Below are 21,241 nucleotides of genomic sequence, written 5' to 3'. Positions count from 1 at the left end.
CACGGTGTTTGACATTTGACAGTTACCGTGTTACATTGTCTTACGGGAGGTGCATAATGCAAGAAACTATCACAATAAGACTGCCTGAGAAACTGCAAAAAGAATTGGATGTCGTCACAAAGAAAGAGAAGGTTTCCAGAAGCGAGGTAATAAGAGAGGCTCTTGTCCGGTATATAGCTATCAAGCGTTTTCAGCAGTTAAGAAAACAGGTACTGCCTTTTGCTGAAGCCGAAGGGCTTTTGACGGATGAGGATATATTCAAGGCTATTTCATGAGGGTGGTACTGGATACGAATGTCGTTATCTCGGCTTTTGCCTCAAGAGGGTTGTGCGCTGAGATTTTTGAGGTCTGCCTTTCTGAGCATACAGTAATACTAAGTGAGTATATCCTTTCAGAGATTCAGGAAAAGCTTGTTGAAAAGATTAAACTCCCGAAGAATATTGTGAAAAATATAGATGCCTATTTAAGAGATACAGCAGAGATAGTTGTTCCGGCAAATATTGAAAAACCTGTCTGCAGAGATAGAGACGATGACAATATTATAGCCACAGCCTTAAGTGGAAAAGCAAAATTCATTATAACAGGAGATGATGACCTGTTGAGCCTTAAAAAATATAAAGATATTGCGATAATCACTCCGAGAGATTTCTGGTTCAAACTCAGGGAAGAAAATCGTTAATCTCTCCCTCATAAACAGTTTGCTGTGAGCATAACTCAAGACATCATAAAACACATCCACTCACTTGTCCCTCATGGCCGCAAGGTCAAGATAATGAATGTCTGCGGCTCGCATGAGCATACCATAGCTTTTTCAGGCATGAGAAGCTTAATGCCACGGAATCTTGAACTCATTCCAGGCCCGGGATGTCCGGTCTGTGTCTGTCCTGAGAGCGATATCATCAATGCAATAAACCTTTCAAAAAGAGATGATGTAATTCTCGTAACCTACGGCGATATGCTGAGAGTGCCGTCGAAGATCGGGTCGATAAGAAGCATTGGGAAGAATTACAGGATGATCACTTCGCCTTTTGAAGCGATTACGATCGCGAAGAACCATGCTGACAAAAAGATCGTCTTCTTCTCAATCGGATTTGAGACGACGACCGCGCCAACCGCTGCGATACTTGAGATGGGTATCCCGGACAACCTTTATATCTTAAGCTCTCACAGGCTGACCCCTGCGATAATGGAGATACTTGTGAAAGATGCGGATATAGGCATAGACGGTTTCATCGCGCCGGGGCATGTCTCTGCCATAGTCGGCTCAAACGCGTGGAATGTATTTTCAGAGAAATACAACATCCCGACAGTTGTCGCGGGTTTTGAGGCAGAGAACCTTCTGCTCGGCATTGCTGATATTTTGAGGCAGATCAAAGACGGCGTTGCTGAGACGACTAATGTCTATAGCAGCGTTGTCAAACCGGAAGGCAATACGCAGGCGCAGAGGATAATGCATAAATATTTTGAGGCCTCAAGCGTGAACTGGAGGGGGATAGGTTATATTCCTGATTCAGGGCTTGAGCTGAAGAGCGCGTATTCAGCAAAAGACGCAAGAAAGGTTTTTGAACTTAAAGAGGTGAAGGAAGAGAAGATACCCGGATGCATCTGCGGTGAAGTCATACTCGGCAAGGCTTATCCATCATCGTGCAAGCTTTTCAAAAAGGTATGCACTCCGCAAAGTCCTACAGGCCCATGCATGGTCTCGCAGGAAGGCTCATGCAATATCTGGTACAAGACGAGTTAAAACTCCTTAAAGACCTTTGCCAGTGACTCCCCTGCCACATGCAGCTTCCATTCATTCAGGTATCCAAAAGGCGTTTCAGTGATGGCGTAGCCTGTTCTTGAGAGGCGTTCTTTAACATCCGTGATTATCTCATTCGTCAATTCAGGCGCAGCCTTTGACATTGAGAGGTGGCTGAAGGAGTGGAGCACGATATTTTTTGTATCGAACTTTCCGGCGACCCATTTGACGTTCTTTACGAATTTGGATACGACGCTGCTCTTCTTTTCGCTGTCTTCTTCCTCTGCCTGATAAAAGACGACCACAGTGTTCTCTACCGTTTCTTCAATGTTATGGTCAGGAACCTCGTCAAGGATCTTTTTATATGTCTTGAACCAGAACGACGGCGCGTAATAGAGTATGAGCCTCATCTATCGATTAAACCTTCCTCATAAATTGTCATTGGTAATTATATAATATATTGCGTGGAGCAAGTTTTTATGAGACTGAAGATTAATATAACAGGTGTCGTGCAGGGTGTCGGCTTCAGGCCGTTCATCTACAGGCTTGCCAAAGAGATGGGGCTGAATGGGTATGTTCTGAATGATTCAGGCGGAGTTACTATCGAGGCTGAAGGTGAGGAGCCTCTGCTTACAGAATTTCTCCTGCGCATTGAGAAAGAGAAACCCGCTCTCTCTCAGATATTCAGCCTAAGGCACTCTTTTCTGCATGATAAGGGATTTAAAGATTTTGTAATTAAAGAGAGTGAGAAGAACGGTGAGATTCGAGTCTCTGTGCTCCCCGACATTGCCGCATGCGATGAATGCCTGAAAGATATTTCTGATATAGCCAACAGAAGGTTCGCTTATCCTTTTACCAACTGCACAAACTGCGGCCCGCGTTTTACCATCATAGAAGACCTGCCTTATGACAGAAAGAATACATCCATGAAGGATTTCAGTATGTGTGTTGATTGCAAGAGTGAATACAGTGATCCTTCAGACAGAAGGTTTCATGCCCAGCCTGACGCGTGTCCTGTCTGCGGGCCTGAGGTTGCCTTGCTTGATCATAAAGGAAAAGCTCTGAGCAGAAGAGATGAGGCTATTGATCAATGCATTGAACTTATAAGAGAAGGCAGTATCATCGCCGTAAAGGGATTAGGCGGATATCACCTTGTATGTGATGCGATGAATGAAGCGTCTGTCAGAACCTTGAGAGAGAGAAAACAGAGGGAAGAGAGGCCGGTTGCGGTCATGTTTCATGACATTGAATCAGTAAAGGCAGAGGCGCAGGTAAGCGTACTTGAAGAACGCGCCTTGTGCTCTGTCGAACGGCCTATCGTCATTCTCAGAAAGAAGGAGAATACGAGGCTTCCTGATTCAATCTCTCCCGGCAATGACACCATCGGCGCATTCCTTCCGTATACGCCGCTTCACCACATAATATTGCAGCGGCTTAAGAGGCCTATTGTTGCAACGAGCGCCAATATCTCAGATGAGCCGATCACAAAGGATGAAGATGACGCATTTAAGCGGCTTTCGGGAATAGCTGATTATTTTCTGATTCATGACAGGGAGATAATCAGGAGGTGCGATGATTCTGTGGTAAGGATAGTTTCTGAAAGGCAGGTTCCTATCAGGCGATCAAGAGGCTTTTCTCCTTTGCCTGTAATATTGCCCTTTAAACTGAAGAGGCCGGTGCTTGCTCTTGGCCCTTATATGAATAATACAATTGCTGTCGGGATTGATGATAAGGTATATCTCTCGCAGCATATAGGCGATCTTGAAACTCCTCTTGCGATGGAGTTCTATGAAGAGACGGTCAATGACTTTCTGAGGCTCTTCAATATCAAGCCTGAGATAGTCGTATCTGACATGCACCCTCGATACTTAAGTACAATGTTTGGAGAGAAGCATTATAAGGATAAACTTGTAAAGGTTCAGCACCATTTTGCGCACATACTTTCCTGCATGGCTGAAAATGATATTCAAACGGATGAAGAGGTAATAGGCTTTGCATTTGACGGGACAGGCTATGGAACTGACAAGACTGTATGGGGCAGCGAGGGGATGATTGCTTCATATGCAGGCTTCAAAAGGTCATATCATCTTCATCCTTACCGCATGCCAGGAGGAGAGAAGGCTGTTAAGGAGCCTTTCAGAACAGCTCTGTCTTTATTGTATGAGACATTTGGAGATGCATCAGAGTTTGGTCATCTCTCTTTGACTGAACAGGAGAAGGGATTTTATCTGGAGATGATAAAGAAAGGCGTTAACTCGCCTTTGACAACGAGTATGGGAAGGCTCTTTGACGGGATTGCTTCCATTATCGGATTAAAGCATCATGTGTCGTATCACGCCCAGGCTGCTGTAATGCTTGAGCAGGCTGCTTCCCGCTCAGATGGGAATGGCATTTATCCATTCAACATAAATGATGGCATCATTGACTTTCGGCCTATGATCAAAGAGATTGTAAAAGAGAAACAGTCAGGGGTTTCGGCAGAGGATATGGCAAAGAAGTTTCACAACACCATTATTGAGATGATAATATCTCTTTCAGAGTCATTAAGGAATAGCACCGGCATAACAAAGGTCGCGCTTTCAGGCGGGGTATTTCAGAACGCATTACTTCTTTCCGGGGCATTTAATAAATTGAATGAGAGGGGTTTTACACCTTTGATCCATCAGCTTGTTCCATCAAATGACGGGGGAATATCACTGGGGCAGGTTGTAGCCGGGGACTTTCAATAAATAACCTTGACCAGAAACAAGGCATGAGGAGGAGCAGTAAATCCGGCCTCTGAGCGCTTTTCCTTTTCAAACATCTCTTTAACTTCCGGGACAGAAAGCTCCCCTAAACCAACCTGAATGATCGTTCCGGTGATAACTCTGATCATTTTATGAAGAAAACCATCCCCGGAAAAATTGAGAGTGATCTCGTTCTCTTTTTTAAGGATCTCGATCTTTGAGATAGTTCTCACGGTCGATTTGTTCTTGGACTTCAAGGCGGTAAAACTTCGAAAGTCTTTGGTCCCGATAAACAGATCTGCAGCCCGTTTCATCTCTTCAACATCCAGAGGCTTTTTTATCTGAAAATAATAGCCTCTGTTGAAGATATTCTTTTTAAAAGGATGGTTCCAGATCCGGTATAAGTACTCTTTCCCTTTCGCATTCAGCCTTGAATGGAAGCGTTCAGGCATCTCCTCGATATTCAGGAGACTGATATCCTCCGGCAGATATTTATGAAGATACTCCTCTATTTCCGGAAGCCCCTTTTGGCTTTGAGTATGGAAATTTGCAACCTGCCCCAGCGCATGAACTCCTGTGTCAGTCCGGCCTGATCCGTGAAGCTCGATCTTCTCTTCAGTCATCAGCTGCAGCACATGCTCGATCCTTCCCTGGATCGTGTTATTAATAGTCTTCTGCCGCTGCCATCCTTTATAACGGCTGCCGTCGTATTCCAAAACAAGTTTAATGTTACGCATAAGATCCTTTTAATGTGTGCATCACACTTCTTCAACCGGCAGGCCGCTCTCAACCCATTCATCTATCCCGCCTTCATACACCTTCACATTCTTAACATTCAACGAGATGAGCGCGGATGCGACTTTTTTTGATGCGACGCAGTCTTTGTGTTTGCAGTAAATAATGATCTCGCCGTGCCCTGTCAGTTCTTTTCTTCTGTCAATAACAGTCGGGTAATCGATGGTGATTGCGGTTTTGATCCTGTACTTATTGCCATCATACTTACCGATGGTGTCTACAATGATGTAATTTGCTTTGTTGTTAATGCGGCTTAAGAGTTCTTCTTTTGTTATGCATTCAAGAGGGATATTCCAATTTTTTGTGTAAGGCATTCGGTCTCCTATATTTGCTCAGTGTTTATAAACCGCTCTGTACAGCAGGCTTGCGGTCGTCTCTTTAATGTATCTGAGCCTTGTTGAGAAGAGGCATCCCTGCCTGTACTTCACCTCAAGATGTTCAACAGGCGAGCCTAACACATTTATCTGAGGCCTGCCCCAAAGTTCCAGTGCCATCTTGTATGTTTCGTTGTCATAAAGGTCGATGCCCATTACGGCGGCAGCGGTGATGTCAACTGCAAGGATATTCTCTCCTGCAAGCACAACGCCTGTATATTTCGGCGTGCTCTGCACCTCGTCAAACTCGTTTCCCCATACGCCGTCAACAAGGCAGAAGTCGCTCTTCACTATCTGGTTCATATCCATGATCGCCTTTCTTATGAATGGATGGTACATGAGCTTCTGCTTGCGCAGCGGGACAAAGCCGAAGATGTTCTTCATGCATAATGTCACGCCTGCCAGCGAGTGTGTCTTCATCTTCGCGATGTTAACTACATAGTCATGCTTAAATACAGTGGCGTTGAACGGCATCTCTTTTGTGTGATAGGGCTTTGGTATCTTCTTCCAGACTATCTCAGCCTCGCGGATATCTTCAAGCCGCACATTCGGGAACTCTTCAACAAGCTCAAGATAGCCGAGCTCGTTGAAGGCAGTTACCGTATCGCTGCATGACTCGCCTATGGTTATTCGCGGAGCGTCGTGTATCCGCTCTATCACAGCCCTGACAAGGCCGGTGTTAACCGTCATGCCTTCGTAGCATGGCCTTCCGCCGGTAAGGTTGGGTTTTATGTAGACGCTCTTTCCTGTGACGCTGAAGCCGAGGGCATCAAGGGCTTCGCATGCTCCGATATAAGGGTCTTCTGTTTTAGCAAGGTATACATCTGTTTTGGCCATGCAGAACACCTCCCGTATTCAGGGTTAAAGTCTGTCTGCTCATATTATAACTATTTGCCCTTTGATTTAGTTTTCGCAAGATATTATATTAGATGGTCATTATTTGGTATCTTTTTTGAATTTCACTAATAACAGGCCAGCATATATAGTTATCAGGAGGATGGATGAGCGGTTATGTAAATAGAAAAAGCGGCGGTATCTTCAAGAAGTTATCAATAACGGTTGCGCTGTTATTGATATTTTTTACTGTCGGTTATGCTGCGTATAAATTATTCTTTATACCGGCTCCGGTGATCGAAGGAGCTGATGCTTTTAAGTTTATCTCTTCCAGCAAGACGGTTGTGCTTAACGCGAAGAACCTGAAGTCTATTGTGATATCGATCAGCCAGAACGGAAAGACGGTTGAGCTTTTAAAGGATGTGCCTGCGGCGAGGGAGAAGAAGTATTCAATTCAGGTAAAGACAAAGGAGCTGCAGCTTGGTGACGGGCCTGCAAAGATATCCATTGTCGCATCATCAGGCGGTTTCAGGGATGTTACGCAGGTCATAGACGCGGTGATCGATACCACTCCGCCGACTCTTGATGTGTTAATGTCTCCATATATGGCCGATGTCGGAGGCGGAGGTTTTATCGCTGTCAGGGCGAACGATGCTGACGCTGTCTTTGTTAAATTAAAGGATTACCGTTTTGCAGGCTTTAGGGCGGATAGCAAAACAGGCTCTGACGGGTCTGAGGAGTACTATATCTTTTTCCCCGTGCCGATTGATGTGGCTGCAGGCAGCACTATTCACGCGGTCGCGGAAGACATGGCCGGCAATCAGAGGGTCAGGGCGGTTGATACGAAGATAACCCCGAAGAATTACAGTTCATCTTCGATAAATATCTCAGACACATTCATAAATACGGCAGTTGTCTCGATCCTGAACATCACGAGCACTTCCGATCCGGTCGGCTCCTTCAAAGAGGTTAATGAGAAGATGAGGGCTGAAAATGTTGCGAAGCTGCGTGAGATAGCCAAGGTTACGGAATCGAAGATGCTCTGGGAAGGGAACTTCCTCCAGATGAAGAACAGCCAGGTCATGGCAAAGTACGGGGATAAGAGAGATTATATATATAACGGCAGAAAGATAAGCGGGAGCGTCCATCTCGGGTATGACCTTGCCGCAAACGCGAATTCTCCTGTTGAGGCTGCCAACACCGGTATCGTCAGGTTCGCGGGGGATCTGGGAATATACGGGAATACCGTAGCGATAGATCACGGAATGGCGCTCATGAGCATTTACTCTCATCTTTCGGAGATCATGGTAAAGGAAGGCGACGAGGTCAAGAAGGGCGCTGTCATAGCCAGGTCAGGGGCTACCGGTTTTGCAGGCGGAGACCACCTGCATTTCGGCATGCTTATACACGGCTATGAAACATCGCCTATCTTCTGGTGGGACACCCATTGGCTTAAGGTGAATATATTTGATTATCTGGAGAAAGGCAGTTCCCGGACATAATATAATTAAATAAAGAGAGCGTTATCATGTGCCCTGAAGAGACGATAAATAAAGTTCCTTCTTACAGTATAGTTGAAAAAAAGATCCTGCAGATCGACAGGAATATCATGGTATTCCGGGTATTTTTCATCCCTGTAGAATCTATCTACAGGTTTCTGCTGATAAGGAAGGACAGGATGTGCACTGTAGCAGTACCCAAAGCGCTTCTCGAGGCTCTTAAAGACGGAGACACTGCGTTAGAAGAAGAGCTGGCTGAAATGCTGCTTATCTCCATTGATAATGATGACTTCTGGACAGAGATCCGGTAGTTGTAATAATTAACTCCCCTGTTTATCAAAACAACTGCCTTGACCTCCATCTGAATATGTGATATTGATTTAATATCTCGGCAGTTTTTAGAGTGTCATTGTTATGCCAATATCAAGAAGAGATTTCCTTAAATATACATCAATGGCTGCAGCAGGAACAGCCGTCTCTCTTTCAGATGCTGAATTATTCAGCCATCTCTTTGCAATCTCTCCGGAGCCTCATGAGGATGTTAATTATATTCCTACCTACTGCGAGGTCTGTTTCTGGAACTGCGGCGCGGTAGCCGCGGTTGTCAATGGAAAAGTTAAAAAGCTCGAAGGCAATCCCTATGACCCGAGGTCAAGGGGAAAGCTCTGCGCCAGAGGCAACGCCGGTGTAGGAGAGCTTTATGATGAGGACAGGCTCAAACATCCCATGATAAGGACAGGCGAGCGCGGTGACGGCAAATATCGGGAGGCCTCATGGGACGAGGCACTGAATTATGCTGCCGAGAAGATGACAAAGATAAAGAATGAGTACGGCCCTGAGTCTGTAGCATTTATGATGCACGGAGGCATAACGACCCACCTGATGAATCTGGGCAAGGCGTTCGGCAGCCCGAATTTCGGCTTCCCGTCTTACGGCCAGTGCAGGGCTGCGAGGATGGTAGCCTATGACCTGACATACGGCGCTGATGTTGGTTCTCCGGAACGCGTTGACATGGCGAACAGCAGGGTCATCGTATTTTTCGGAACACATCTCGGAGAGAACATGCATAACTCTCAGGTGCAGGATTTCACAGAAGCTCTCGGCAGCAGGGCAAAGATAATTGTGGTGGATCCGAGGTTCTCTACAGCCGCAGGCAAGGCTGACCACTGGCTGCCGATAAGGCCGGGCGCTGACATGGCGCTGATGCTTGCATGGATAAATATAATTATCAGCGAAGGCCTGTATGACAGAGAGTATGTAGATAAATACACCGCAGGTTTCGACGAACTTAAAGAGTCTGTCAAAGAATATACACCGGAGTGGGCCTCAAAAGAGACCGATCTGCCTGCAGATATCATAGTTGAGACGGCAAGAGAACTCGGCAGATACGCCCCTTCGGTCTGTGTGCATCCCGGAAGGTTCACGGCATGGCACGGCAATGACACACAGCGGGAGAGATGCATCGCGATATTGGGCGCGATACTCGGCACATGGGGAAGAGAGGGCGGGATATACCTGCCTACCAAAGCCCCGCTTGCAGGCGCTGCAGGCATGAGTTATCCTGTCCCGTCAAGAGCGTCAATTGCAAAAGGGCCGCACGCCTTTGCGCAGCCCCAGCTTATGCAGGCGGTGCGGAGAACAACAATAACCGCTGATCCCTATCCGATCAAGGCATGGGTAGTGGCAGGAACCAATATCCTGAGGGCTGTGCCGAATCCCGCAAAGAGCATAGAAGCGATAATGAAACTTGATCTCCTAATTGCGATAGACATAAGGCCGCTGGATACGGCGATGATGGCAGATGTGATACTTCCCGAGTGCACATATCTCGAAAGGCACGACGCTCTCAAGATCGACAGAGGTGTGTCATTATCCGTCGGCATAAGACAGCCTGTGGTGGAACCGCTCTATAAATCAAAAGCCGGGTGGTGGATATGCAAGGAACTCGGCAACAGGCTCGGCGTCGGCGGATACTTCCCTTATGAAACATATGAGGATCATATCAAAAAAGAGTGTGCTGCAATGAACATCGACTACGATGAACTTACAAGGGTCGGAACCAAATTTTATCCCGGAACTGATAATCCATATATCACAAATGAGAACCAGCCTGTATTTAAGACACCTTCGGGCAAGATCGAGCTTTACAGCAGCCGGCTTGCGGAACAGGGTTTTGCCCCGATACCTAAATATAACCGGATAGAGCAGCCGGAAAAGGGATGGTTCCGCCTTCTCTCAGGGCGCTCGCCTGTGCACTCTTTTTCAAGGACTGCAAACAATCAGAAACTCTTTGAACTGTTTGAGGAGAATGTCCTCTGGATAAATGCCAAAGTTGCATTCAGCATGGGTATCAGGGACGGCCAGAATATTATTCTGGTCAATCAGGACAACATAATGTCTGAAATTATTAAGGCAAAGGTTACTCAGAGGATAAGAAATGACTGTGTTTATATGGTGCACGGCTTTGGCGCAAAGAGCAGGCTGCTCAGCAGGGCATACGGAAGAGGCGCTGACGACAGCAGGCTTATGACCAGGTTCATTGCTGATCCGATAAGCGGCTCGACAGGCATGCGGGTAAATTTCGTGAGGATAGAGAAGGCGTGAAATGTCTAAATACGTAATGGTGATAGACCAGAGAAGGTGCATAGGCTGCATGGCGTGTATAGTCGCGTGCAAGGCTGAGAACGATGTGCCTGAGGAGCATTTCAGGACAAGGGTCATTCAGGAAGTTGAGGGCGAATTTCCAAAGCTCAGGATGGAGCTTCGCTCGGAATTGTGCAACCACTGCGATAACCCGCCATGCGTTTACAACTGCCCTACAGGCGCGTCATACAAAGATAAAGAGAATGGAATGGTTCTGTTAAAGAAGAACAGATGTGTCGGCTGCAAGGCATGCATAGCCTCATGCCCTTATGACGCGAGATATATCGACCCGCGTCACGGTTACGCCGATAAATGCACATTCTGCTCGCACAGGGTAGCCAAGGGCAAGGAGCCGGCGTGCGTTCAGACATGCATAGGCAGGTCAAGGATATTCGGAGATATAGAGGATCCGGAAAGCGAGGTCTCACTCCTTCTGCGTGAGCACCACCATGAAGTCTTGAAACCTGCCGCCGGGACAGAGCCGAATGTTTATTACATTAACAGGATATTAAAGGGGTAACGCTAAAAATGACCGAAGTCACGATCACAGGGATGAACAGCATCACATATCCTCACCTTGAAGTATGGAACTGGCTGGTGGCGATGTATCTTTTCTTAGGCGGGCTCAGCGCCGGCATCCTTATAATGTCAGCGATAGCGAACCTCAGAAAATGGCCTGACAGCGCGTCAGGGCCTCATTGTGAAAAAGGTGTCATGTTCGCACCGTTCATTCTTGCATTCGGCATGCTCTTCATATTCCTTGACCTTGAGCGCAAGACAAACATCTTCTGGTTCTATCTGACGCTTCAGCCGTTCTCTCCGATGTCATGGGGCGCATGGGGCATAATGATCATCATACCTGTCAGCTTTCTTTACGCCCTCTCCACCGCGCCGCCGGAATCAAGGCACAACCTCAGGTTCGGAGTCCTGATAAAACTCTCTGACATGATGTGGCCGCACATGAAGCGTCTTGCGATGATAAGCTTCGGGCTGGGGATATTTCTCGGCATCTATACAGGCGTGCTTCTGAGCAACATGCTCGCAAGGCCTCTCTGGAACTCGCCGATACTGCCAGTGCTCTTTCTCACCTCAGCATCTTCCACTGGCGCGGCATTCCTTATCATAGTCGCAAGAAGGGCTGCCGTTAAGCTCTTCTATACAAAGCTGGATATCTGGCTTATTTTTGCCGAGATAGTGATAATCGTGCTCTTCTTCTACGGGCAGTATAATTCCTCGGTCTCCAGCAAGGCGTCCATAATGCCCTTTTTTACCCTGAGCCATGAATTCTTCTTCTACTTCTTTGCCGTATTTCTTATGGCGGTGCTCCTGCCGCTCGCCCTTGTAATGAAGCTGATAGAGATGAGAGAAGACCACGCCGATGTTTTATCCGAGGCCACGATCTTCAGGATGAACCTGAGCGCGGTCATGGTACTCACCGGCGGACTTATCATAAGGCTTGCGCTTATTTATGCGGGGCAGTTAGTGAAGTTTATGTGATGAAGTTGTTCTCTTGATTCATTTCAATTGCTAACCGTTAAGTTTTTTCTTGTAACATTCAAAGCAAACTCATATAATTGATTTATTCAGGAATATACCAGTGTATAACTCAAAAAAGTAATAGCATAAAGCTTGATAAATTTATTAATGGAGTGTAGATTAAAATAAAGTCACGGGGATCGCTTTGGAGGCGATCCCACGACAAGGTTAATGATCAGCCAGGGTTTGGACATCTGACTGAGGCCACCAAGAATCTTTGCCGTTGTGACTACATAATGTAACGTCGCGTATTAGCACGCGACGTTACATTATGTTATTTATCCTGTTGAACTGACTCATGTTCATTGAATTTCTTACGTATCTTTTTTAGCATTAATTCCACAATACCAATATCTTCCTCTTCAAGGATTATAATGGTTGAGTTAATTCCAGGGCCATTAATATTTACTGAGTATTTGTCTTGAGATATTTCAGTTATAGTATTGAGAACATCATTCTTTGGTTGCTCTTGTTGCGTTTGATTGTTTGCAGCATTTTCATCGCTTTTAATTGCCTCTTCTTCACTCGATAAGTCTACTAATGTTGCTATCTTATTGTCAGAATGTAACAAGGCAACTGATCTTGCTCCATCGACAAAATACTTCGCGACCCTGCTAGCTATGGGCTCTTGCACTCCAAATTCTTTAATAAGAAGCTTATCGAAAATATCGAGAGGTAAATTTTTTGATTGAAATCGTTGGACAATCTTATGGAATAATGGAACATTAAGAAATGCCTTCTGTTTTGCTTTGTTCGCATCATTTTCAGAATATGATAGTTTGTATTCTCTAAATAGTTCTGTAATACTCAGTTGCCCTCGGTTTTGGGTTATTAATCCATATTTGCTTGCGGCTGCCATGAGTGCGCGAAAGCCCCCTCCGTCATTTTTACCCATTTTGTGGGCACAAGATTCTATTTTGCATCCACCCCCAAGTTCATAGATCGCTTCGGCCATTTCTAAGCTTTTACTAAATGATGCATGTGGATAATCAAGTATTTTTGGCATGTCTTATGTGCCTCCTATTAAATCTTAAACTATCTTAGCATTGTATTTAGTAATTATCAAGAAAATATTACTTAAAAAAACCAAATAAATTACCATATATGAATAACCAGCTGTATTTAAACGATAATTTCTACAGATTTGTCAGTTTTAGAAAATAGTAATAGGGGCTTTAAAAGACTAAGCATGGCAGGTTTTACTATTGGTATTTACTGGGTGAGGCCAACAAGTCTCTCCAGCCATATATAAAAAGTGCCATAATTAAAACCCATATATTCAGCCATATATTTATATTGCCAACCATATTGCTTCTGTAGTATATTATGTCTATGAAGAAAACCAGCTTTGACTGGGATGAGAGCAAAGACAGGGAGAACCAGGCTAAACATGATGTTTCTTTTGCGATGGCGCAATATGCTTTTCTTGATCCTCATCGTGTCATAGTAGAAGATGTTACTCATAGTTCAGAAGAAGAACGGTTTTACTGTATCGGCCGTGTCGGCGAAGGCATAATGACTGTCAGGTTTACTTATAGAGGGAATATCATCCGCATCTATGGTGCCGGATATTGGAGAAAAGGGAGGAAGTTATATGAAGAAAAAAATCAAATATAGTGATGAACCAATGGGCAAGCTTAAAGTGATCAAAGACTTTCTTCCATCTCCTGACAAATTAGTATTAAAGGAAGAAAATGTGAAGATAACCATTGCACTGAACAAATCGAGTATTGAATTCTTCAAGAAAGAGGCACAAAAGAATCATACTTCATACCAGAAAATGATTCGTCGGCTGATAGACCTATATGCTTCTCAACATCAAAAGAGCGCTTGATTTCAGTTTGTTATACTAATGCCGGTAGGATATCAGCTAACCCTTTTTCTTCAGCAGTTCTTCTATCTTCGATATCTTGGCTTTATAGTTCTTGCAGTTGTCCTCAAAGTCCTCTTTCATCGCCTCAACCTGAAGTGAGCCGATGTGAACAGATGCTTTGTGCATTGAAAAGTTGTATGTCTCTTCTTCATCAATAAGGCATTCCTTTGCGTGCTCAAGCTCTTGCTTCAGCTCTTCAACTGTCATGTCCTCGATATTCTTCTTTTCCATAAAAATATGCTGTGGGCTTATCTCCCGCCCTTCTTATCCTTTGCCTTTGTGACAAACGGCCCTGACCCTCTTTTCTTCTTCTTGAAGTAGGCTAAAACTTTCTCTGCTTCATTAAAGGGAAGGGTGATGAATGAGAATTTGTCCAGTATCTGTATGTCCCTTACCTTTCCTGCTACCAGGTCGCATCCGCATTTGTCCTTAATGAAATCTATCAGTTTGTCGCGTGTCATGCCGTCCTTATTGCCCTGCGTCACAAAGAGGCGTGTCTTGCCTTTGCCATCCACAACCGCGACCGATTCCTGTATCTCAGCATAGCTCGTCACATCAAGCTCATCCTGAAACGAATATTGCAGGAGCGCCGCGAGTATCTCTTCCGCTTCATTGGTTTCGAGCAGTTCTCTCGACATCTTCAGATATTCTATGCTTGGCTCTGATTCAATGATGTCAGCAAGGTCAGCCTTGATCCTCTGTTTTTTTGATTCAATCACATCCTTGACCTTCGGTAGTTTAGCCTTGCGTATGTCTGTCTTTGCCTTCTGTTGTATGAACTGGAGTTTGCTGTACTCTGACGGCGTGATAAAGGTTATTGCTATGCCCTCTTTGCCTGCCCTGCCTGTGCGGCCGATCCTGTGCACATATGATTCAGGATCCTGCGGAAGCGCGTAATTGATTACATGAGTCAGGTCATGGACATCTATTCCCCTTGCCGCGACATCGGTGGCGACAAGGATATTGGATTGGCGTTTTTTAAACTTGTTCAGTATCTTCTCTCTCTGCCCCTGCGACATGTCGCCGTGCAGTCCGTCAGCGTCATAGCCGCGCTCGATAAGGTGGCTGGAGACATTGTCAACATCGATCTTGGTCCTGCAGAAGACAAGGCCGTAAAAGTCTTCCTCAATATCAATGATCCTGCAGAGCGCCTCGAACTTGTTCGCAGCGGCCACCTCGAAATATATCTGGTCTGTCTTGCTGACCGTAAGCTGTCCTTTGGATACCTTAAAGACATCATATTCGCCCATGTGCTTCTTGGCGATCTGCATTATCTCAGCCGGCATCGTAGCTGAAAAGAGCATGGTGCGTTTCTCGCTTCCGGTGTACTGCATGATCTCTATTACATCATCAAGAAAGCCCATGTTCAGCATCTCATCAGCCTCATCCAGCACAAGGAAGGATATTTCATCCACCTTTAATGTCCTGCGCCTCAGATGGTCCATTATCCTGCCGGGCGTGCCTACGACTATATCAACGCCTTTCTTAAGGCTCTTTAACTGAAGTTCGATAGACTGCCCGCCGTAGACAGGGATAATGCTCAGCCTCTTTTTGCCTTTTAATGAATTGATCTCTTCGGCCACCTGTATGGCAAGCTCTCTTGTAGGCGTAAGTACAAGGGCCTGGACATTCTTTGACCTTTCAGGAAGGAGTTCTATCATCGGAAGGCCGAAGGCTGCTGTCTTTCCCGTCCCTGTCTGGGCCTGGCCTACAACATCCTTTATCCCGGAAAGAATCGCCGGTATGGTGCTTATCTGGATCGGGGTCGGTTCTTCAAACCCCTTCTGCTTTAATACTTTTAAGGTCTCCTCAGAGAGGCCTAATTCTTCAAATGATCCCATTTCTCTATTTCCTTTTATATACTGCAATATTTGGATTTTTCATCTTGACAGCCGTAATTTTAGCATTAAATCCTAATTTAAGTCTTACCATCTCTCTTTTCTCCGCTCAAATAGCCGCCAAGCAGCCCTCTGCTGTGCTCGTCCTCATGGCAGTAGACGCAGAGGTTTTCCCAGTTAGAGCCGTTCGGCGGATTGTTATTGTGGTTCCCGTCTTTATGGTGAACGGTCAGGAGATTTCTGTCCTTGTCCTCGAACTCTCTGCCGCACTTTGCGCATATCAGCCCGTGGATCTTCAGCGACATCTCTCTGTAGCCGTTGTCAGCAGGGATGTTCTTCTTCAACCCCCTGATTATCTCTTCAACGGATCTGTTTACGCCTGTTTTCCTGGGCCATCTCTGTTTACGCATTATATATTTGCAGGTCTATGGAAAGATTATATCATTATTTTAAGCCAATCAAGTCCCCATGTTATAATCATCTTCATGAATAGAGAGAAACCTGTCATGTCTTCAAATTACGCGATGTACGGTGTATTTATTATCGGGCTGCTGGCTTCATCAGCCTTCAGGATAATCATCGTTATTGAGCATCTTTATCCTTCATGGGTCAGGCCGGTATGGTATTTTGCTGTCCTGGGGAATTTTGCCTTCTTCTTTCACAGATTCCGTATAACTGTAAAGAGAAAAAAGGCTGTTGATGATTTTCAACTGATTGAAAAAGTAAAGTCCGGGGCATGCCTTTCTAAAGAGGAGAGTGAAGTTCTTGTTTACCTCCTGTCATCCATAAAACGGTCGCCTGAGAACATAAACTACCTTATTATATTTCTCCTGTCACTCATGGCGATCGGGGCTGATATTATATTGACCTATATCGGCTAACGTCCTGCCGGAGTTACTTTATAATTCTTTTCTTCCCTCAAGTGATTTTGCAAGCGTTACCTCGTCGGCGAATTCTATATCTCCGCCGATGGGGAGGCCGTATGCTATTCTGGAGAGCTTAACTCCAAGGGGCTTTAATTCACGGGTGATGTACTGCGCGGTTGTCTCGCCCTTTGTATTCGGGTTGGTTGCTATTATGATTTCAGATATGCCGCCTGATCTCACTCTCTCAATAAGCTCGCTGATCTTGAGCTTGTCAGGGGTAATGCCGTCAATAGGTGAGAGCGCTCCAAGCAGGACGTGATAGAGCCCGTTATATATCCGGGCGTTTTCAATGACAATGAGGTTGCTCGGCTCCTCGACTACACATATCTTGCTCTTGTCTCTTGAAGGGTCTTTGCATATATGGCACATCTCATCTTCTGTGACGCTGAAGCACCGGCTGCAGAAGCGTGCCTTCTCTTTTATCATGATTATGGCGTCAGCCATAGAGCGCGTTTCATTATCCGGCATGCCCATAATGAAGAAAGATAAGCGCTGGGCGGTTTTTCTTCCTATGCCCGGGAGCCTCATGAGCTCAGTAACAAGGTTTTCTACTATATTGATGCTCATTAACCGAATATATCTCCGAGGCCGGGGAGCTTCATTCCTCCGGTCAGTTTTCCCATATCTTCATTGACCATCTGCTGCGCCCTGCGGAGTGCCTCATTTGAGGCGGCGATTATAAGGTCCTGAAGCATCTCTATATCATCAGGGTTTACCACATCCTTCTCTATCTTGACAGAGACTATCTCCATTGCGCCGCTGGCTGTCACGACAACCATGCCGCCGCCTGCAGAGGCCTCAACGGTCTTCTTCTTTGCCTCTTCCTGTATCCTTGCCATCTCCTGCTGCATCTTCTGCGCCTGCTTCATCATATCCCCAAGCATCTTCTTTGACATTGTATCCTCCTGTTTACTATTGTCCCACTTTGTAAAAGGGGGAGTTAGGGGGATTTTATAATTAATATTAAAATCTCCCCTGACCCCTCTTTGCCTAAGAGGGGAAATTATATATTATTATGTTCCATCAGGACTTTCACTCTCGAGTGACTTTACTTCCAGTATCGTGCTGTTGAATATCTTCATGGCATCCTGAACCAGCGGTTCGGAGAGTACATTCTCTTTTATCATGACGGTTTTATTATCAGTCTTTTTTGCGGCAAGAGACACTATACTCAGCTTCAGTCTTTTCCCTGCAAGTTTTTTCAAGATAGCTTCTATGCTTGATGAATTCTTTTTAATAGAGTCTGACAGCAGCGACATCCCGCCGTTAAAGCCTATCACAAGCTCTTTTGCCGTGAGATCCACAGCCCTGGCCTCGGCGAGCTTGCACGCAAGGGTGTGGTCTTCAGCATCAAAGTGTTCAACAACGCTATTCCAGAGCCCTTCTTTCTCAAGCGATGCTGTTTCGTATGAAGCGGCAGGAACCTTGTCATGCAGCGTGGTTTTATATTCCAGATCGGGACTTTCAGTCTTTACACTTTTTTTTTCAGAGGGAGCCGCTGTTTTTATTTCCGGTCTTCCTTCTGTTGCCGTATCTTGTGAGCCGGGCGTCTCATTCAGCATCCTGATCACGGCATCAATTGATGTCATTCCCTTTACGAACGACATCCTGAGGAGGCCGAGCTCAAGCGTGTATCTGGGGTTCATTGCGCTTTTCACTTCTCCGTCAAGCCTGAGCAGTTCTGTAAGTATCAATGTAAGCGGCTCTATCCCGACTTTTTCAGATTGCTTTCTGAGGACTTTAACCTCGTCCTCACTGAAGTCGAGAAAATTTTCGGCATTCTGGGTCACCTTAACGATGGCAAGATTCCTGAAATGCTCAAGCAGTTCTTTTGTAAGAGACCTGAGGTCATAGCCTCTGTCGGTCTGGTCTTTAACTATTGACAGGGTGGCGGTTATGTCGCCGTCAAGAATGGCTTCGGAAAGGCCTGATATGACATCCATCTCCGGCAGCCCGAGCAGCATCTGAAGGTCTTTTTCTGATACATCGTCGCTGAATGAAGCAGCCTGATCCAGCAGCGTGAGCGCGTCTCTCATGCTGCCGTCTGCCGCCCTTGCTATCATATCCAGAGGTGTATCCTGTATGTTTATCTTTTCCGCCTCAACGATATTTTTCAGCTGCGCCTTTATCCGCTCTTTAGGTATCTTGCGGAAGAGATGGTGCTGGCACCGTGAGAGAATGGTTGCTGGTATCTTTTTAGCTTCGGTTGTTGCGAATATGAATATTACATGCGGCGGCGGTTCTTCAAGCGTCTTTAAGAGGGCATTAAATGCCTGGGTGCTCAGCATATGAACTTCGTCGATAATGTATATCTTGTATTTCCCGCTTGAGGGAGCATACTTTATCCCGTCTCTCAGGTCTCTGACATCGTCTACACCTGTGTTTGACGCGCCGTCTATTTCAAATACGTCAACCGATGCCCCTGAAGTTATGGCTTTGCAGTTTTCGCATTTGCCGCATGGTTCGCCTTCAATCCGGTTCGTGCAGTTGAGGGCCTTGGAAAGGATCCTTGCGCTTGATGTCTTTCCTATCCCTCTGGGGCCTGAGAAGAGATACGCATGGACGATCCTGTCTTGCAGGATGGCATTCTTAAAGGTCTTTGCGACATTCTCCTGTCCGATAAGGTCTTCAAAGTTTTGCGGACGCCATTTTCGTGCGAGGACTATATAACTCATAGTTTTAAATATAAATGTAAAATCAAGGAGTTGGTTGTGGTCTTTCAGTTAATAATGCCGGGCCTTCAGGTGATCCTGCGGCACACAGAATAGCCGCTTACCGTTGCTTCCTTCCGGACCTGGCGGGGTTCACAGTACGCTGTTGCACAGGGCCCGAAGACCCGACAAAATCAATAACGATAATAGTGAATAGCTGAAAAGTTAACGTCTTGTTATTGTTTATATTATACCTGTCAGCTTAAACTTTTTCGCTCTTTTATGGCGGAGAGGGTGGGAGTCGAACCCACGGTACGTTGCCGTACACACGCTTTCCAAGCGTGCTCCTTCGGCCACTCGGACACCTCTCCAATAAAACAGGGTTTATGGTATAGAGCTGAAAGGTTAATTAATGCTATATACCTTATACCTTTTAGCTTTTAATTTTCAACTTTTCAACTTTTCAACTCGAATATGGCGGAGAGGCAGGGATTTGAACCCTGGGTGAGGTTGCCCCCACAACGGTTTTCGAGACCGCCCCATTCAACCGCTCTGGCACCTCTCCAATAAAACAATAACTTTCAGCTTTTAACTGTAAACTTCTGATTTCTGACTCTCAACTTTTGGAAAAAACTTTTCAGCATTTCACCGCAATCTTCTTCAAGAACTCCCGGCCTTACATCAACGCGGTGATTGAGCGCAGGGTCTGTTGTTATATGGTAGATGCTTCCGGATGCCCCGTATCGCGTATCCTTGCATCCGTAAACAAGCCTGCCCAGGCGAGCATTGATCATCGCCCCGGCGCACATTACACACGGCTCTTTTGTCACATAAAGCGTTGCTTCGTTAAGCCGCCATCCGTTGTTCGTTCTCGCGCCTTCTTTTATCGCCAGCAGTTCCGCATGCGCGGTAGGGTCGTTTTCAGCTTCTCTAAGGTTATGAGCAGAGGCGATTATTCTGTCATTTATTACAAGAACCGCGCCGACAGGCACCTCATCTTTCTCAAAGGCCTTTTCAGCTTCTTTTAGGGCAAGGCCCATGTAATATTCGTCCGGCTCGGTCATGAATAAAGGTTTCCTTGAAGAGACTCTATTAATGTAGCATAATGATATATATAGATGCAGGCGGCCGATGGCACCGCCGGGCTCTGTTTTTTATCAATCGAGGAGGATTATGCCGTATGAGAAGCGGTTGGGTCACAGTGATTTTTCTTTCAGTTATCTTATCAGGCTGCGCAACTCCCGGTATCGATGAGGCGAGGTTGAAAGCGTCAGAGATGGAACTGAGGGCAGAGTTCAGGGAACAACTTGACGCGGCCAAACAGGAATTAAGGCAGGAATTGAGGCAGGAGATCAAAAATGAGGGCCGGGTACTGGAGTCTGAGATCAAGGGCGCAGGCGACGGGGCGCAGTCAGGTATCGCAGAATTGAGGAGCCTTCACGATAAAGACAATAATGAACTTCAGAAAGAGATATTCAACAACAAGAGGATGATAGAGGATCAGGCGAAGAGAATATATCTGATAGAGTCGATTGTAACGGCAAAGGCGGCTGCGCCCGCGCATGTTGAAGAAGAGGGGCTTGTGACTTATGTTGACGGGATAAATATTTCAATCTCTCTCGGCAGCGGCGATAAGATAAAACCGGGGGATGTTTTCGGGATTTATAAGGGGGGCAGAAAGATAGCTTCTGGCAAGGCCATTAAAGTGGATACCAATTCATCTGAGGCGATGGTAGTATCAAAAAAAGAAGAGATATCTGTCGGCGACTCGGTGAAACCTGAATAAGCACCAGCAATAAACTTTA

General features: G+C 45.8%; 25 protein-coding genes, 2 tRNA genes and 1 other RNA gene. 13 read left to right on the top strand and 15 right to left on the bottom strand.

Translation table 11 applies throughout. The features are described 5' to 3' along the window. Positions 1-53: 53 nt before the first annotated feature. The 3 genes from HY807_03855 to hypD are packed head-to-tail and all read left to right on the top strand — an operon-like array spanning position 54 to position 1,744. Positions 54-275: a ribbon-helix-helix protein, CopG family gene (locus tag HY807_03855; protein MBI4825539.1), complete on the top strand. Its 222-nt coding sequence runs from the start codon at positions 54-56 to the stop codon at positions 273-275. Continuing rightward, the gene (locus HY807_03850; GenBank protein ID MBI4825538.1) at positions 272-679 is read left to right on the top strand and encodes a putative toxin-antitoxin system toxin component, PIN family; all 408 of its coding nucleotides are present in this window, start codon (positions 272-274) and stop codon (positions 677-679) included. Before HY807_03855 ends, HY807_03850 begins: the two co-directional genes overlap by 4 nt. Positions 680-703: 24 nt before the next feature. Further along, entirely contained in the window at positions 704-1,744 is a 1,041-nt protein-coding gene (gene hypD / locus HY807_03845; GenBank protein ID MBI4825537.1) for a hydrogenase formation protein HypD, read from the top strand. Here the strand turns inward: hypD and HY807_03840 are convergent. Next, positions 1,741-2,151, bottom strand: a complete 411-nt coding sequence (locus HY807_03840; protein ID MBI4825536.1) for a hypothetical protein — start codon at positions 2,149-2,151, stop codon at positions 1,741-1,743. The two genes, hypD and HY807_03840, sit on opposite strands and share 4 nt — an antisense overlap. A 69-nt stretch (positions 2,152-2,220) precedes the next feature. Between HY807_03840 and hypF the strand changes: the two genes are divergently transcribed. Next, positions 2,221-4,470 (top strand): carbamoyltransferase HypF, encoded by a 2,250-nt coding sequence (gene hypF / locus HY807_03835; protein MBI4825535.1) that lies wholly within the window; start codon positions 2,221-2,223, stop codon positions 4,468-4,470. Here hypF and truA read toward each other — a convergent pair. The 3 genes from truA to HY807_03820 are packed head-to-tail and all read right to left on the bottom strand — an operon-like array spanning position 4,464 to position 6,473. Then, a complete protein-coding gene (truA, locus tag HY807_03830; protein ID MBI4825534.1) occupies positions 4,464-5,204 on the bottom strand; it encodes a tRNA pseudouridine(38-40) synthase TruA in 741 nt (246 codons plus the stop codon). The genes hypF and truA overlap by 7 nt on opposite strands. A gap of 21 nt (positions 5,205-5,225) precedes the next feature. Further along, positions 5,226-5,576 (bottom strand): hypothetical protein, encoded by a 351-nt coding sequence (locus HY807_03825; GenBank protein ID MBI4825533.1) that lies wholly within the window; start codon positions 5,574-5,576, stop codon positions 5,226-5,228. Positions 5,577-5,594: 18 nt separating this feature from the next. Then, positions 5,595-6,473 carry a DUF362 domain-containing protein gene (locus HY807_03820; protein ID MBI4825532.1) on the bottom strand — a complete coding sequence of 293 codons (879 nt, stop codon included), beginning with the start codon at positions 6,471-6,473 and terminating at the stop codon, positions 5,595-5,597. Positions 6,474-6,637: 164 nt separating this feature from the next. Here HY807_03820 and HY807_03815 point away from each other — a divergent pair, with 164 nt between their 5' ends. The 5 genes from HY807_03815 (at position 6,638) to nrfD (ending at position 12,109) form a co-directional block, all read left to right on the top strand. Further along, entirely contained in the window at positions 6,638-7,972 is a 1,335-nt protein-coding gene (locus tag HY807_03815; protein MBI4825531.1) for a M23 family metallopeptidase, read from the top strand. 26 nt (positions 7,973-7,998) lie between these two features. Further along, positions 7,999-8,280, top strand: coding sequence for a hypothetical protein (locus HY807_03810; protein MBI4825530.1), 282 nt, complete (start codon positions 7,999-8,001; stop codon positions 8,278-8,280). 103 nt (positions 8,281-8,383) lie between these two features. Next, complete coding sequence (locus tag HY807_03805) at positions 8,384-10,573, top strand: molybdopterin-dependent oxidoreductase (protein MBI4825529.1); 2,190 nt, start codon at positions 8,384-8,386, stop codon at positions 10,571-10,573. Between the two features lies 1 nt (position 10,574). Next, complete coding sequence (locus HY807_03800; GenBank protein MBI4825528.1) at positions 10,575-11,132, top strand: 4Fe-4S dicluster domain-containing protein; 558 nt, start codon at positions 10,575-10,577, stop codon at positions 11,130-11,132. Between the two features lie 8 nt (positions 11,133-11,140). Next, a complete protein-coding gene (gene nrfD / locus HY807_03795; protein ID MBI4825527.1) occupies positions 11,141-12,109 on the top strand; it encodes a polysulfide reductase NrfD in 969 nt (322 codons plus the stop codon). A 313-nt stretch (positions 12,110-12,422) separates the two neighbouring features. Here the strand turns inward: nrfD and HY807_03790 are convergent, their stop codons facing one another. Further along, a complete protein-coding gene (locus HY807_03790; GenBank protein ID MBI4825526.1) occupies positions 12,423-13,154 on the bottom strand; it encodes a hypothetical protein in 732 nt (243 codons plus the stop codon). A 326-nt stretch (positions 13,155-13,480) separates the two neighbouring features. Between HY807_03790 and HY807_03785 the strand changes: the two genes are divergently transcribed. Next, positions 13,481-13,765: a BrnT family toxin gene (locus HY807_03785; protein ID MBI4825525.1), complete on the top strand. Its 285-nt coding sequence runs from the start codon at positions 13,481-13,483 to the stop codon at positions 13,763-13,765. Further along, positions 13,743-13,982: a CopG family transcriptional regulator gene (locus tag HY807_03780; protein ID MBI4825524.1), complete on the top strand. Its 240-nt coding sequence runs from the start codon at positions 13,743-13,745 to the stop codon at positions 13,980-13,982. The genes HY807_03785 and HY807_03780 overlap by 23 nt, the downstream gene beginning before the upstream one ends. 36 nt (positions 13,983-14,018) lie before the next feature. On the opposite strand, the gene HY807_03775 is transcribed toward HY807_03780, so the two are convergent. From HY807_03775 to HY807_03765, 3 genes are all read right to left on the bottom strand, one after another. Further along, positions 14,019-14,252, bottom strand: a complete 234-nt coding sequence (locus HY807_03775) for a hypothetical protein (protein MBI4825523.1) — start codon at positions 14,250-14,252, stop codon at positions 14,019-14,021. A 17-nt stretch (positions 14,253-14,269) separates the two neighbouring features. Then, positions 14,270-15,862, bottom strand: coding sequence for a DEAD/DEAH box helicase (locus HY807_03770; protein ID MBI4825522.1), 1,593 nt, complete (start codon positions 15,860-15,862; stop codon positions 14,270-14,272). A gap of 77 nt (positions 15,863-15,939) precedes the next feature. Beyond that, positions 15,940-16,269 (bottom strand): HNH nuclease family protein, encoded by a 330-nt coding sequence (locus HY807_03765; protein MBI4825521.1) that lies wholly within the window; start codon positions 16,267-16,269, stop codon positions 15,940-15,942. A gap of 75 nt (positions 16,270-16,344) precedes the next feature. On the opposite strand from HY807_03765, the gene HY807_03760 reads away from it, so the two are divergent. After that, the gene (locus HY807_03760) at positions 16,345-16,740 is read left to right on the top strand and encodes a hypothetical protein (protein ID MBI4825520.1); all 396 of its coding nucleotides are present in this window, start codon (positions 16,345-16,347) and stop codon (positions 16,738-16,740) included. Positions 16,741-16,758: 18 nt separating this feature from the next. On the opposite strand, the gene recR is transcribed toward HY807_03760, so the two are convergent. From recR to tadA, 7 genes are all read right to left on the bottom strand, one after another. Continuing rightward, positions 16,759-17,352, bottom strand: coding sequence for a recombination protein RecR (gene recR, locus HY807_03755; GenBank protein MBI4825519.1), 594 nt, complete (start codon positions 17,350-17,352; stop codon positions 16,759-16,761). Continuing rightward, the gene (locus HY807_03750) at positions 17,352-17,681 is read right to left on the bottom strand and encodes a YbaB/EbfC family nucleoid-associated protein (GenBank protein MBI4825518.1); all 330 of its coding nucleotides are present in this window, start codon (positions 17,679-17,681) and stop codon (positions 17,352-17,354) included. The genes recR and HY807_03750 overlap by 1 nt, the downstream gene beginning before the upstream one ends. A 117-nt stretch (positions 17,682-17,798) precedes the next feature. Further along, entirely contained in the window at positions 17,799-19,460 is a 1,662-nt protein-coding gene (dnaX, locus tag HY807_03745) for a DNA polymerase III subunit gamma/tau (GenBank protein ID MBI4825517.1), read from the bottom strand. A gap of 60 nt (positions 19,461-19,520) precedes the next feature. Next, positions 19,521-19,619: signal recognition particle sRNA small type (gene ffs, locus HY807_03740), an RNA gene on the bottom strand. Positions 19,620-19,719: 100 nt separating this feature from the next. Continuing rightward, positions 19,720-19,807 (bottom strand) — tRNA-Ser (locus tag HY807_03735). 104 nt (positions 19,808-19,911) lie between these two features. Then, positions 19,912-20,001 (bottom strand) — tRNA-Ser (locus tag HY807_03730). A 16-nt stretch (positions 20,002-20,017) separates the two neighbouring features. Further along, positions 20,018-20,500, bottom strand: coding sequence for a tRNA adenosine(34) deaminase TadA (gene tadA / locus HY807_03725; GenBank protein MBI4825516.1), 483 nt, complete (start codon positions 20,498-20,500; stop codon positions 20,018-20,020). A 116-nt stretch (positions 20,501-20,616) separates the two neighbouring features. Between tadA and HY807_03720 the strand changes: the two genes are divergently transcribed. Then, positions 20,617-21,222: a hypothetical protein gene (locus tag HY807_03720; GenBank protein ID MBI4825515.1), complete on the top strand. Its 606-nt coding sequence runs from the start codon at positions 20,617-20,619 to the stop codon at positions 21,220-21,222. Positions 21,223-21,241: the final 19 nt, after the last annotated feature.

The sequence above is a fragment of the Nitrospirota bacterium genome (genome assembly GCA_016207885.1).
Taxonomy (GTDB): domain Bacteria; phylum Nitrospirota; class Thermodesulfovibrionia; order UBA6902; family UBA6902; genus JACQZG01.
Note: the sequence above shows the minus strand (reverse complement) of the source record. Positions and strands in the feature narration are given on the sequence as shown.

Coding starts and splice junctions, on each gene's coding strand:
- HY807_03850 (MBI4825538.1), top strand. CDS start 272: ATGAGGGTGGTACTGGATACGAATGTCGTTATCTCGGCTTTTGCCTCA.
- HY807_03840 (MBI4825536.1), bottom strand. CDS start 2,151: ATGAGGCTCATACTCTATTACGCGCCGTCGTTCTGGTTCAAGACATAT.
- hypF (MBI4825535.1), top strand. CDS start 2,221: ATGAGACTGAAGATTAATATAACAGGTGTCGTGCAGGGTGTCGGCTTC.
- truA (MBI4825534.1), bottom strand. CDS start 5,204: ATGCGTAACATTAAACTTGTTTTGGAATACGACGGCAGCCGTTATAAA.
- HY807_03825 (MBI4825533.1), bottom strand. CDS start 5,576: ATGCCTTACACAAAAAATTGGAATATCCCTCTTGAATGCATAACAAAA.
- HY807_03820 (MBI4825532.1), bottom strand. CDS start 6,473: ATGGCCAAAACAGATGTATACCTTGCTAAAACAGAAGACCCTTATATC.
- HY807_03815 (MBI4825531.1), top strand. CDS start 6,638: ATGAGCGGTTATGTAAATAGAAAAAGCGGCGGTATCTTCAAGAAGTTA.
- HY807_03810 (MBI4825530.1), top strand. CDS start 7,999: ATGTGCCCTGAAGAGACGATAAATAAAGTTCCTTCTTACAGTATAGTT.
- HY807_03805 (MBI4825529.1), top strand. CDS start 8,384: ATGCCAATATCAAGAAGAGATTTCCTTAAATATACATCAATGGCTGCA.
- HY807_03800 (MBI4825528.1), top strand. CDS start 10,575: ATGTCTAAATACGTAATGGTGATAGACCAGAGAAGGTGCATAGGCTGC.
- nrfD (MBI4825527.1), top strand. CDS start 11,141: ATGACCGAAGTCACGATCACAGGGATGAACAGCATCACATATCCTCAC.
- HY807_03790 (MBI4825526.1), bottom strand. CDS start 13,154: ATGCCAAAAATACTTGATTATCCACATGCATCATTTAGTAAAAGCTTA.
- HY807_03785 (MBI4825525.1), top strand. CDS start 13,481: ATGAAGAAAACCAGCTTTGACTGGGATGAGAGCAAAGACAGGGAGAAC.
- HY807_03780 (MBI4825524.1), top strand. CDS start 13,743: ATGAAGAAAAAAATCAAATATAGTGATGAACCAATGGGCAAGCTTAAA.
- HY807_03775 (MBI4825523.1), bottom strand. CDS start 14,252: ATGGAAAAGAAGAATATCGAGGACATGACAGTTGAAGAGCTGAAGCAA.
- HY807_03770 (MBI4825522.1), bottom strand. CDS start 15,862: ATGGGATCATTTGAAGAATTAGGCCTCTCTGAGGAGACCTTAAAAGTA.
- HY807_03765 (MBI4825521.1), bottom strand. CDS start 16,269: ATGCGTAAACAGAGATGGCCCAGGAAAACAGGCGTAAACAGATCCGTT.
- HY807_03760 (MBI4825520.1), top strand. CDS start 16,345: ATGAATAGAGAGAAACCTGTCATGTCTTCAAATTACGCGATGTACGGT.
- recR (MBI4825519.1), bottom strand. CDS start 17,352: ATGAGCATCAATATAGTAGAAAACCTTGTTACTGAGCTCATGAGGCTC.
- HY807_03750 (MBI4825518.1), bottom strand. CDS start 17,681: ATGTCAAAGAAGATGCTTGGGGATATGATGAAGCAGGCGCAGAAGATG.
- dnaX (MBI4825517.1), bottom strand. CDS start 19,460: ATGAGTTATATAGTCCTCGCACGAAAATGGCGTCCGCAAAACTTTGAA.
- tadA (MBI4825516.1), bottom strand. CDS start 20,500: ATGACCGAGCCGGACGAATATTACATGGGCCTTGCCCTAAAAGAAGCT.
- HY807_03720 (MBI4825515.1), top strand. CDS start 20,617: ATGAGAAGCGGTTGGGTCACAGTGATTTTTCTTTCAGTTATCTTATCA.